Source organism: Mesorhizobium sp. P160187 (assembly GCF_057766425.1).
Window position 1 is genome coordinate 64340 of the sequence record NZ_JBYMDX010000001.1, and the last position, 12161, is coordinate 76500.

The 12161-nt window shown below is 62.7% G+C and carries 10 protein-coding genes; 5 read left to right on the forward strand and 5 right to left on the reverse strand.

The window, feature by feature from the left end:
• Positions 1 to 4: 4 nt before the first annotated feature.
• The 3 genes from AC3CCE_RS00335 to AC3CCE_RS00345 form a co-directional block, all read right to left on the reverse strand.
• A complete protein-coding gene (locus AC3CCE_RS00335) occupies positions 5 to 1147 on the reverse strand; it encodes a DegT/DnrJ/EryC1/StrS family aminotransferase (RefSeq protein ID WP_352625232.1) in 1143 nt (380 codons plus the stop codon).
• 1 nt (position 1148) lies between these two features.
• On the reverse strand, positions 1149 to 2174 hold the full coding sequence (locus tag AC3CCE_RS00340) for a Gfo/Idh/MocA family protein (protein WP_023697364.1): 1026 nt from the start codon (positions 2172 to 2174) through the stop codon (positions 1149 to 1151).
• A gap of 297 nt (positions 2175 to 2471) precedes the next feature.
• The gene (locus tag AC3CCE_RS00345; protein ID WP_023697363.1) at positions 2472 to 2957 is read right to left on the reverse strand and encodes an acyltransferase; all 486 of its coding nucleotides are present in this window, start codon (positions 2955 to 2957) and stop codon (positions 2472 to 2474) included.
• A gap of 193 nt (positions 2958 to 3150) precedes the next feature.
• Between AC3CCE_RS00345 and AC3CCE_RS00350 the strand changes: the two genes are divergently transcribed.
• The 4 genes from AC3CCE_RS00350 (at position 3151) to AC3CCE_RS00365 (ending at position 7934) form a co-directional block, all read left to right on the forward strand.
• Positions 3151 to 4785 (forward strand): glycosyltransferase family protein, encoded by a 1635-nt coding sequence (locus tag AC3CCE_RS00350; RefSeq protein WP_031201966.1) that lies wholly within the window; start codon positions 3151 to 3153, stop codon positions 4783 to 4785.
• A gap of 396 nt (positions 4786 to 5181) precedes the next feature.
• Complete coding sequence (locus tag AC3CCE_RS00355; protein WP_023697361.1) at positions 5182 to 5994, forward strand: polysaccharide deacetylase family protein; 813 nt, start codon at positions 5182 to 5184, stop codon at positions 5992 to 5994.
• Positions 5991 to 6962: a glycosyltransferase family 2 protein gene (locus AC3CCE_RS00360; protein ID WP_196813648.1), complete on the forward strand. Its 972-nt coding sequence runs from the start codon at positions 5991 to 5993 to the stop codon at positions 6960 to 6962. Before AC3CCE_RS00355 ends, AC3CCE_RS00360 begins: the two co-directional genes overlap by 4 nt.
• A 30-nt stretch (positions 6963 to 6992) precedes the next feature.
• On the forward strand, positions 6993 to 7934 hold the full coding sequence (locus tag AC3CCE_RS00365; RefSeq protein WP_198026963.1) for a glycosyltransferase family 2 protein: 942 nt from the start codon (positions 6993 to 6995) through the stop codon (positions 7932 to 7934).
• A 7-nt stretch (positions 7935 to 7941) separates the two neighbouring features.
• Here AC3CCE_RS00365 and AC3CCE_RS00370 read toward each other — a convergent pair whose 3' ends face one another.
• Positions 7942 to 9030 carry an acyltransferase family protein gene (locus AC3CCE_RS00370; RefSeq protein ID WP_023697358.1) on the reverse strand — a complete coding sequence of 363 codons (1089 nt, stop codon included), beginning with the start codon at positions 9028 to 9030 and terminating at the stop codon, positions 7942 to 7944.
• A gap of 21 nt (positions 9031 to 9051) precedes the next feature.
• Entirely contained in the window at positions 9052 to 10236 is a 1185-nt protein-coding gene (locus AC3CCE_RS00375; protein WP_023715458.1) for an acyltransferase family protein, read from the reverse strand.
• 707 nt (positions 10237 to 10943) lie between these two features.
• Between AC3CCE_RS00375 and AC3CCE_RS00380 the strand changes: the two genes are divergently transcribed.
• Positions 10944 to 12161 (forward strand): DegT/DnrJ/EryC1/StrS family aminotransferase, encoded by a 1218-nt coding sequence (locus tag AC3CCE_RS00380; protein WP_023697356.1) that lies wholly within the window; start codon positions 10944 to 10946, stop codon positions 12159 to 12161.

The following is a 12161-nucleotide window of genomic DNA, read 5'->3' on the forward strand; positions in this document are numbered from 1 at the left end:
CCTGTCATCGGTTCGAGGCGTGTTTCCGGTTGAGTGGGGCCCGCTCAACGCTTGCTTGCAATTCGATGACCGCGGCCACGACCGCGTCCTGCTGCTGCTCCGTCAACTCCGGGAACATAGGTAGGGAGAGAACCTCGGCGGCGGCCTTTTCGGCGTGCGGGAACTGGCCCTGCTTGTAGCCGAGATCGCCGTAGGCGGGCAGCAGGTGAACCGGAATGGGATAGTGGATACCCGACTGGATGCCTTGAGCGTTCAGCGCCTCCCCCCAGCGCGCGCGGTCGGGCGTACGCACGGCGTAGATGTGGTAGACGTGGCGCACATCGTCGCGGACGAACGGGGTCGACAGGCCGATGCCGGCGAACATGGCGTCATAGCGGGCGGCCGTGGCGCGTCGCTGCTCGGTCCATCGGTCCAGATGTTTGAGCTTCACACGCAGGACAGCGCCCTGAAGGCCTTCCAGGCGATAATTATAGCCTTTGACTTCGTGATGGTACTTCCGCTCGGCGCCCCAGTCTCGCAGCATGCGAACCGCACGGTTGTGGTCGGCGATGTTGGTCGTCAGCATCCCGCCCTCGCCATAGGCGCCGAGGTTCTTGCCGGGATAGAAGCTGAAAGCTGCCATGTCGCCAATGGCCCCGACGCGCTTGCCCTTGTATTCCGCGCCGTGGGCCTGGCAAGCGTCCTCCAGCACCATCAGGCCGTGCTTCCGGGCGATGGCCATGATCGGATCCATGTCGGCGGGCTGGCCGTAGAGGTGGATCGGGATGATCGCCTTGGTGGCCGGCGTGACCGCGGCTTCGATCTGGGCCGGGTCGATGGTGTAGGTCGCAGGATCGATATCGACGAGCACGGGGGTCGCGCCTGTGTAGTAAATGGCCGCAACCGTCGCCACGAAGGTGAAGGGGGAGGTGATCACCTCGTCGCCCGGTCCAATCCCGGCGGCCAGCAGGCCCAGGTGCAGGGCGCTGGTGCCGGTATTGACGCCGACGCCGAAGGCCGCTTGCGAATAGGCGGCGAATTCCTTTTCGAATTCAGCGACGTCAGCGCCCAGGGTAAACTGACAGCTCTCCAAAGTGCGCTGAATGGCGGCATCTACCTCGAGCTTGATCGTGGTGTACTGGGCTTTCAGATCTACGAACGGGATCATATTAGGCTGCATCTTTGCGTCGCAGGTGCACGGTTTCGCCACGCCCGCGCATGGAACTGGTGGCGGCTTCGATGATCTCCACCACGCGCAGGCCAAGCCGGCCATCTGCGATGGGAACCCTCTTTTCGACGATGCAGTCGATCCACTCCTGGCCGGCGATACGCAGGGCCTCGGTGGAGTCGAGCTTGGGCGCCCACATGTCGCCCGTCCGGTAGCCGACGCGCATCTCGTGGATCTTGGCCGGGTCGTCGGTGAAGGAGACGCCCTTGTCGTAAACCTTGACCTTCTCGGACGGCTCCAGATCGTCGTAGGTGATCATCTTGTTGGAGCCGCCGACCAGTATGTTACGCACCTTCACCGGAGCTAGCCAACTCACGTTGATGTGCGCCATCATGCCAGAGTCGTAAAACAGCGAAATGTAGGCCAAATTTTCCGGGGTGCCGGGGAAGTGGTTGATACCGCTGGCCGAAACGGCGGTCGGATGTTCTTCGAACAGACGGTCGATGATCGCGAAGTCGTGGACCGCCAGGTCGGATATGACGTTTACGTCCCTCTGAAAGAGGCCCAGGTTCACCCGGGTGGCGTCGTAATAATAGATCTGGCCGAGGTCGCCGGCGGCGACGATGTCGCGCATCTTCCGGACTGCACCGGTATAGATGAAGGTGTGATCGACAATCAGGGTCAACCCGCGCTTGTCCGCTTCATTAACCAGCATCCTGGCCTGTAGCGAGGTTTCGGTCATAGGCTTCTCGAGCCAGAGATGCTTGCCGGCCTTCAGCGCAGACATGCCCAGTTCGAAGTGGCTATTGACCGGCGTCGCCACGGCGATGGCGTCGATCTCGGGATCTTGGAACAGGGCCTGGACGTCCCTGGTGGACTGCACACCCGGATAGCGACGGTTCACCAACTCGCGCTTCTTGGGGTCCAGGTCGGCGACCACGCGGACCCGGGCATCGGGGATCTCCATGAAGTTGCGCAGGAGGTTCGGCCCCCAATAGCCGTACCCGATGATGCCGATATTGATCATATTGACTACCCTTCACTCCGCCCCCGCCCACCGGAGTCTTGGAGGCTTGTTGGAGCCTGTCGTTGGTTGAGAAGGGATGCGCCGATCGCTCAATGCCGTGCCACCTCGACCTCTTCACAATGCAGTTTGAAGCTGCGAAGCGGTGCGGTCACTATGGCCGTTGGGTCATCAAGACCCCCTCAGGATCATCCAGCCAGGCGAGGGCAGGGCGCCGGATCTACCTCAAATGATCTCTCCGAATACACCAAAGGATCGCAATTCGGTGTACGAAGCCGTGCCGAGAGGGGCCGAGGGGGGTCAGCCAGTCTTTGCGGTCCTTACGTCTCCGACCACACGGGCTGGCACGCCGGCAGCGATGGCGAAGTCGGGGATGTCACGGGTGACGACGGCGCCAGCGCCGATCAGGGCCCGTTCTCCGATGGTCACGCCCGGGGTGATGGTGACGTTGGAGCCGATGGAGGCGCCCTTCTTGACCAGGGTCGGCTCAATTTTCCAGTCGGCTTCATTCTGCGCGCTCCCGTCCGGGTTGGTGGCTCGGGGAAGACGGTCGTTGGTGAACATCACCCCATGGCCGATGAAGACCTCGTCCTTGATGGTTACGCCCTCGCAGATGAAGGTGTGCGAGGAGATCTTGCAGCGCTCGCCGACTGAGGAATTCTTCTGGATTTCGACGAAAGCGCCGATGCGCGAGCCGTTACCGACCTCGCAGCCGTAGAGGTTCACCATACTGGGGTGGTGGATGACGACCTCGCCACGCAGCACCACACTGTCCGAAATAGGCATCGCTTCCCCCTGGAACTGTCTGTCACGTGCCATCGCCTGCAAATCGGATATGATCCTTGGTGCGCCGCTGAAGCGATAGCAGCGGTCGGCTACAGTTCTATGTAACCTGCTTTGTCGCTTGGCAAGCCTTCACCACTAGGTATAACAAGTTCTAGGGCAGGCCGCGACCGTGGGGGGAAGGATGCCGGAGACGATGCGATTTGAAGCCGTGCGCTCCGATTCCGAGGTGGCGCGTATGCGTCACAACTATGAAGAGTTTCAAAGCCTTCGGTGTGAGGCGGAGCGCTGTCTGGAGGCTGACGACCTCAACTCCGCGGCGGCCTATGTAGAGGCGGCGGTCACGCTTGCACGCAAGCGGCATTGCGGCTTTTATCGGTCCGAGCCGCTTGAGCAAATCCTGATCGAGATCGCGCGACGGACACTCGCCCCGAAGGCCGAAACTGCGCGACCGACGCGAACGAAGATCGGCCGCGTGCTGCATGTGGCCACCGCCTTGAGCGAAGTCGGCGGCTTGACGCGGATGATGCGCCGCTGGATCGTCGCCGACGAGAGCCGTCATCACTCCCTGGCCCTGTTGCGCCATCCGGGGAAGCCGCCGGCCTCGGTGCGCCAGGCCGTGGAGGCTCGTGGCGGACATATCCACGTAATCGGCGCAACACGCGGCGGACCGGTGGAATGGGCCAGCGCGCTCCGCAAGTTGTCGCTCAATTTCGACCTGGTCGTCCTGCACGTCAGCAACGAGGACCCGACGCCCAGTATAGCCTTCGCCGACGAGCGCAACCGACCGCCCGTGGTGCTGGTCAACCATGCCGACCATGCCTTCTGGGTCGGGCTCTGTGTGTGCGACCTGATCGCCAGTTCGCGCGTCTCGGGCGAGCGTCTGGTGGTGGAACGGCGTGGGATCTCGGCTAAGCGTCACGCCATCCTGCCGATCCAAATCGATCCGCCGATCCGCAAGCACAGCCGGGCCGAGGCGCGCCAGAAGCTCGGCATCCCGGTCGACGGACCGCTTCTGGTTTCGGTCGCGCGCGGCGTGAAATACCGGACGATGGGCGGGGTGTCGTTCGCCGACATGCATGTCGAGGCACTGCTGGCCCGATCCGATGCGCGGTTGTTGGTCGTCGGGCCGGGCGAGCCGGCCGATTGGCAAGACGCCATAGCGGCGACCGGCGGGCGGATCATTGGGCGGCCGGAGACGCCCGATCCTTCGCTCAGCTTCGAGGCGGCGGACATCTATCTCGACTCTTACCCCTTTGTATCGATTACCTCGATGCTGGAAGCCGGCGGGCTGGGCGCGCCCTGCGCGACGCTGTTTCCCTATCCGTTGGATGCTAACGTCATGAGCACCGATATGCCTGGGCTGGCGCCTACCATTGGCTTCGCCACCTCGATGGCGGAGTATAACCGCATCCTGGCGGACTGGCTCGCCGACCCGCAGGCGCTGCGTCGGCGGGGCGATGAGACGGCGGCCAATGTCAAGCGGCTGCACACCACGCCGAATTGGATCGAAAGCCTGGAGGTTCTCTACGCCAGAGCCGTCGCGATCCCGCCAGTCACACCGCTGCGTGGGAATGGCGCGCCCGCGAACGAGGAATTCTACGAAGGATATCCCGACATCCTGCTCAACGAGGTGTTCGGCGAGTTCGACAGCGCCGAGGCGATCCTGAAGCGTTCCCTGCGCCTGATGGCGCTGCCGGAGCGGCTACGGGTATGGCGGCGCCTGGCGCGGACCAAGAGCTTCGACGGGCCTTGGGACGCAGTCCGCAACCTGCTTCCCGAATGGCTGCCGCGGTCGGCGAGCCGGCTGAGGGGCGACAGCTGGATGTGAGTTTTAACGGCATGGTTTGCCCGGCGTCCCTTCGTCGGGCGCGTCTGCGACGCGAGATCGATCTTCAGATGCGACCCGCACACCTTATTCCCAGTACCCCTATAGCCTGAAGGGCTGTCAGTCAGGCAGCCATCGCGAATTACACTTTTGATTTAGCAGGCTGACAAAAACATACCGGGATACCCTTTTTGACTCTGGTCTGTTCAGCACCTCATTCTGATACGTTCGACGGAACAGAGCCTGTTGAGGCCTTGCTTTCCTTCTGGTGAGGATTGCGTTTGACGGGATGGGTATGGGTGCCTCGGGTTTCGACATGGTGGCGTTGGCGTCAGAAGTCATACTTGCCATGGGGCCTGCAATTCGACACCGACAGAAAGAACTGAGGCGAAGGTGAATATGATTGGGCGACCGCCGAAGATTCTGAAGCGGGCTGTCCGCGCCTTCGGTGTCGAAAGGCGTCATCTGGTCGGCGCACGCATGGTCCTCGAACGAGAGGGCATGTCCGTCCTTGGCCGACGCGTAAGCCGTTCGGGCGGCCGTATCCTGGCCTACCACTCGGTCGGCCAGCCGCTGATGGATCACAACGACGTGCCGCCGAAGCTGTTCCGTCGCCAGTTGGAGTGGGCCGCGGCGCGAGGCTACCGGTTCGTCCCGGCCTCGAAGATCGCTCGGACGGGGGGCGACCCGATGGACCTTGCCATCACCTTCGACGACGGTCTGCGCAGCGTGATGACCGAGGCCGCGTCAATCCTGAAAGACTTCGCGGTTCCCTGGAGCCTTTTCGTCGTCACCGACTGGAGCGAAGGCGGGTCTCCCTGGCCGACCGACGAGGTTCTAGGCTGGCGCGATCTGGAGCGCCTGGCCGCCGACGGCGCCGAAATCGGCAGCCACTCCGCAAGCCATCCCGATTTTGGACAGCTGGACGGCGCCGCCGCCCGTGAGGAATTGGACCGCTCGCGCACTATGATCGAGGCCCGGCTCGGCTTTGCGCCGACCTCGTTCGCAATTCCGCTCGGCCAATCGACCAACTGGACCCCGATCGCCATGCGGGAGGCCAAGGCAGCAGGTTATGAGCTGGTGTACGCCCAGGCAGAGGAGACGCGTTCGGCTGGCACCATCGCGCGGACCTTCATCACGCGCTTCGACAACATGCGGGTATTTTCGGCGGCCCTGGCGGGCGTCTTTGATCGGTGGGAGGAATGGGGGTGAGTCAGGCGCGCATCGTCTCGGTAGTCGTCCCGACCCGCGACCGTCCGCAGTACCTGGACCAGTCGCTGGCGAGCATTCGCGCGCTCGAAGGCCCGGATCTGACGTTTGAGATCCTTGTTGGCGACAACGGCTCCAACCACGACGCCACCGGCGCAGTGACACAGGCCCATGGCGCGCAGCACCTCATCGTGACGACCGCGGGCGCTGGCGCCGCGCGCAACGCCGCGATGCAAGCGGCCTCGGGGGAGTTCCTGGCGTTCCTGGACGACGACGACGTGTGGACCGAGCAACATGTGCGGCCGCATTTGCAACTCTTCGATCGCCAGCCGGAGGTGGAGGCGGTCTTCGGTCAGGTTGTGATGGCCGATCCTAGTCTGCGGCCGATCGCGCCTCCCATCCCCAATGACGTGCGCCCCGACGGCGATCATCTGAAGATGATGCTGGACGGCTACTTCCCGCAGATCGGCGCCACGATGGCGCGTATCGCGGTACGCGACGCCTACGGTTATTTCGACGAGACCCTGCTGGCCGACCAGGACTGGGACTGGCATATGCGCGTCGCCAGCGGTGGGCATGTGGAGCATGTGGCCGTGCCATGCGTCTTGTTCCGCCAGCGTCCGTCGGGATCCTACGACGCCTTGGTCCTGAGCCGGATTCCCTATACGCGCAGGGTGTTTATGCGGCACGCCATACCCGTCTGGCGCAAGTGGCGCTCACCGAAGGAGTGGCTGCATTCCTATTTCGCCACGCTCTTGGGATTCTACACCTATTTCGCCGATGCGGCGGTGGAGCGGGCGGCCAAGGGGGATGCGAAGGGCGTGCGGTTCGCGGTGCGTCATGCGCTGTTGGTGTTTCCGTTCCGGGCGGTTAGGCAGCTCGTGAGGCCGACGCCGTTGCGCGCGGCGTTCTTCTGGTCGATCGGCCTAGGCGCGCGCCCGCCGGCCGTCGAGGACGCGGCGCTGGACTGAACGCGCGTGGAGCTTAAGGATCGGATGGGCATGCACGACGCCAAGGACGCGCCGAAGATCAGCACAGGTGCCCCGGCCATTAGCATCGTCATCGCCACACACAACCGCAGCCACGACGTCCTCGAAAACGTCGACGCCCTGCTGCCGCAATGCGTCGGCCAGGCGGTGGAGGTCATCGTCATCGACAGCGCCTCGGCGCCGGCGCACGCCGATGTGCTGGAGACCCTGAAGGCGCGCCCGGGACTGAGCTTCATACGGCTCGACGAGCCCGGCGTTGCCCGGGCCCGTAACGCGGGTTTCGAGGCAGGCAAAGGCGATTGGATTGCATTGCTGGACGATGACGCGGTGCCGCGGCCCGGCTGGGTACAAGCGGCGATCACCTACGCGGCCCGCTGTGACGCCCAGACCGCCATCCTGGCGGGGCGGGTGGTCGCACACTGGCCCGACGACGCCAGCAGTCTTGAAATACCGCCGAGCCAGCTCGGACCGCGAGCGCGCTTGTTGTTGTCGGTGGTCGATGAGGACGGCTTCCGCGACACGACCGATCATCCCATCGGCGTCGGCGCCAACTTGTTGTTCCGCCGCAGCGCGCTTCAAGCTCATGGTGGGTTCGACGTAAAGACCGGTCGGGTCGGCTCGAACCTAGCCAGCGGGGAAGAGGCCCAGATGATGACCGATCTGATTGGAGCAGGTTATCGCTGTTGGTACGCGGATGCCTTCGTCGTGGACCACAAGGTCGATGCTGGCCGTCTTACGCGCGCGTGGCTCACAGAGCGCGCGCGCAAGGAAGGCGAGGTGGAACTGAGGGGTTTGAAAACGCCAGGCCAGAAGATCGCGCGAGCAATCAAGATGATCGTCGCCACCCCGGTGCTGGCCGCGTTCCAGATGCTCGACCGGCCCGAACGCGAATATTACCTGCGCCTGAACCACAACATTGGTCTGCTGCGGAAGCTGTTCGGTCTGGCAAGCTGAGGGGGGCTCAGGCGATGGCCGGCGCGGCTTTCGGTGTCGCCCGATGGGCCCAGGCCATGATTGGTCGTTCAAAGAATCGCCAGGAGACGGTCGCCAAGCCGATGGTCAACACAAGTTCGATGGGGGCCGAGATCCAGTCCGGCGCTTCGAATGCGACGCCGAACTTCCGGGCCGCTGCCTCGACGTTGTAGAAATGAATGAACTCGTGGAAAACGTAACAGCCGTAGCTTATGCGTCCCAGGTTGCGCAGGGGCCTTGTGTCCAGAAGGGCGACGAAACGCGAGGCCTGGTTCCTCGCGATCTGGAAGACCAGAAGCGCGGCTGTAGCCGCGACTGCCGGCGCATAGACGCGCCAGACGATCTCGTCCTTGAGGACTGTCAGGGGCAAGATGAGAAGCGCCAGGGCGGCAATGCTCTGGGCCGCCGTGGAAACCAGCCATGCCGGTACCCGCCGGTCGAGGTTCAGTCCTGCCAGACCACCCAAGGCGAGATAGCCAAAGCCGATCATGGGATTCAAGCCGATGACCTTGGACGATGCTCCGGCCCATTCGAGGCCCGCCTGAGTGATGAGACCCACAACCACGAAAGCAACGCAGATCTGACCGGCGGCCTTGCTGTGGGTGAACAGCAGCAAGGGTGCAAACAGCACATAGAATTGCTCTTCGATCGCCAGCGTCCAGAAGTGGTTGAAATGGCCTACCCAGTGGCCGGTCGTGAACACATAAATGTTCGTGGCGTAGAGCAGCATGGCCTGGGGCGCGCCGCCTTCGAAGCCATCGAAGTGAACGTACAGCGAGGCGATCAGGAAAACGCCGATGGTCGCGTAATAGACGGGGAATATCCTGGCCGTGCGTCGAAGATAGAATCGCCCCAGACCCGCAAGCGTTGTCGTCTCGCCAGCCTCGACTGCCACCCGCGTGCGAGCCAGGATACGGGTGATCAAGAGGCCGCTGAGCCCGAAGAAGAGCATCACCCCGTCGCCGCCAAGGGATCCATACGTCCCTTGATGAAACTTGTGGCTAATGAATACGAAGACGAAGGCGATCGCGCGCAAGCCATCAAAACCCTTGATGCGGCGTTCGTCGTCGAGTCGCATTGGTCGTAGCTCCGCCCGCATCTACGTGGCTCTTTGCCGGCCAGGGGACAAGGCAGCGGTTGCGCTGCTGGCCTCGGTGCCCTCCCGCGCCGTCAATCTGGCGCCCAACCGCAGAAGCGGCCGCTCGAAGAAGTGCCAGGAGAGCGTCGCCAGCGCGATGGTGATGAAAAGCTCCAGGGCCAGTTGAACGTTAGCCGGCGCGTCGATCTCCAGATGCAGCTTATGGAGCACCGCCGTGAGGTCGTAGAAATGGACGAACTGGTGCAGGATATAGAAGGCATAGCTCACCCGGCCGAGCGAGCGCAGCGGCCACAGGTTGAGGAAAGCCACGACCGGGGTCTGTTGGTTGCGGGCGATCTGGAATAGGAACAAACCGGCCACAGTGCAGGTCAGCGGTCCGAAGACGTTCCATGCGTCCCGGAAATATCCGAAGACCAGTGGGATCGCGATCAACGCCAGGCCAGCCGCCGCCTGGGATTGCGCACTCACCAGCCATGCGGGCGGCTTGAAGTTTTTCAATGAGGCGAGAAAGCCGCCGACGCCGAGCATGCCGAAGGCGATCAGCGGATCGACGTGAATGGCGTTCGGGTGGGTGTTCACCGATACGAGCCAAGCCAGCCTTGCCGCGCCGGCGAGCATGAAGCCGATGCAAATCCGAAGCAGGTATTTGCGCGGGGTGAACAGGAGGATCGGCGCCAGGAGCAGGTAGAACTGCTCCTCCGCCGACAGCGACCAGAGGTGACCGAAATGACCGTGGGCCCCGGTCGGCGTCATCTCGATATAGATGTTGGTGCCGTAGAGGGCGTAGATCGTCGCTTCCACGCGCGAGAAGCCGACGAATGAGGTGAACAGCGAACCCAGTGCGAAAACACCGAGACAGGCGTAATAGAGTGGGAAAATGCGCAGGCTGCGGCGCAGATAGAAGTCACCCATCGACCGCCAGGTCGACTGGACCCCCGCTTCGACCTTTGCGCGCATCTCCGACAGTATCGAGGAGATGAGCATGCCGCTTAGCACGAGAAAGAGCCAGACGCCGACGGAACCATAGGAATCGTGGTGCGGCAGGGTCGTTTTGTGGCTGATGAAGACCATCAGGACGGCGATCGCGCGCACGCCGTCGAAGCCGGCGATACGATCTTCCGCCGGCCGGGCGACGGCCTTGGCCGACCGGACGGCGAAAATCGCGCCTTGATCAATGGTTGCCATGGGTCAATACTCGAGCCGATGCTCCGCAACCGAGACATGGTTCGGCCCCGGGGGCCGTCAGACTTTCTTGGTTATAAACGCCTAACTCTTTGTCACATCAATTCGGCCAGAAGGCGTAGGCTCTGAGCGTGACGGTGCAGGCGTACGTCTCGCCAAATTGAGATCCTGAAAAATGTTGTTTGCGCGCCGGTCGGTCTATAGGTGGGTTACTCGTCTCTTCCAGACGATGGATAAATGAAAAGAAGCGTAAATACGTTTTCCTCCCAGGCCCAGCTTATCTCGGAGCACAACATACGCTTCGGCTTGACTGGATGCTAAGCTGCATTGTCACACTGCCACAACTGGTGACTCAAGGTAGATGAATCTGCTGTAGGCCACGGCCGGAAATCCCTATATTGAATTCAATATTTAAGTGTTAGCGTATATTGTCGAATGGCGGGTGCGACACATTTTGGCGTTTCCCCGCCGAAAATGTCGGGCCACACATTGCGTGCCCCATTGCAATGGGGCCGGAAGGTTGTTTCAGAACCTGTCCGCTGACCGAAAGCGGTATCCATATGTAGGAAACCCAACTGTCCCAATACACCAGGCACGCCGGCCGTCGGTATCTGCATCCCACAATAGGACAAGGTGAGCCACCGGCTTTGTCGTGATACGACCACTGCAACTTCTCGCACCGAGTAGGTCTTTCGTTCTGAGGATCTGACATGATTCCGATCATCAAGCCCACCATGGATAGGGCCGAGGCAGAGGCGGCGCGCCGCGTCATCCTGTCCGGCTGGGTCACGCAAGGCCCCGAGGTGGCGGCCTTCGAGACGGAATTCGCCACCTTCACGGGCGCGCCGCACGCTGCGGCCGTTTCGAACTGCACCACGGCCCTGCACCTGGCCTTGCTGGCGGCGGGGGTGAAGCCCGGCGACGAGGTGGTCACGGTCAGTCACTCCTACATCGCCACAGCCAATTCGGTGGCCTATTGTGGCGCGATCCCCGTCTTCGTCGACATCGATCCGACCACCTACAACATTGATCCAGCTCTGATCCAGCACGCGTTTTCGGCCAAAACCAGCGCGATCCTGGTGGTCCACCAAATGGGCTTGCCCTGCGACATGGCTGCTGTGGTCGACATCGCCAAGGCTAGGGGCTTGCCCCTAATCGAGGACGCGGCCTGCGCCAGCGGCAGCGAGATCTTCTGGAACGGTCGATGGGAGAAGGTCGGCAAGGCGCACGGCGACGTGGCCTGCTTCTCCTTCCACCCACGCAAGATTATGAGCACCGGCGATGGCGGTATGCTGACCACCAAGCACGCTGACTGGGTCGCCAAATTCAAGTCGTTGCGCCAGCACGGCATGAGCGTGCCCGACACGGTCCGCCACGGCTCGACCCAGGTGATCTTCGAGACGCACCCAGTGCTCGGCTACAACTATCGCATGACCGACATCCAGGCCGCTGTGGGCCGCGAGCAGCTCAAGCGCCTGCCCGGCATCGTGGCCCGCCGCCGCGCGCTTGCCGCCCGCTACGCCGAATTGCTCGGCGAGGCGCAATGGCTGGGCCTGGTGCGCGAGCCGGCCTACGCGCGCACCAACTGGCAGAGCTTCTGTGTCCGTCTGCCGGACTCCGCCGACCAGCGCACTGTCATGCAGGCTATGCTGGATGCCGATATCGCCACCCGCCGCGGTATCATGTGCGCTCACCGCGAGGACGTCTATGCCTCCCGGCCCCTGCGCATGTCCTTGCTGGAATCGGAGGCAGCCCAGGACCATACCATCGTCCTTCCCCTCTATCCCCAGATGACCGATGAGGATCAACAGAAGGTCGCCTCGACCCTGATCAAGGCTACCCGGGTTCCAAGGCCCATGACTCCAATTCTGGAATTCAAGCGAGATGTGATGGAGGTCCCACATCGGGGCCGGTCTGTGCGAAAGTGA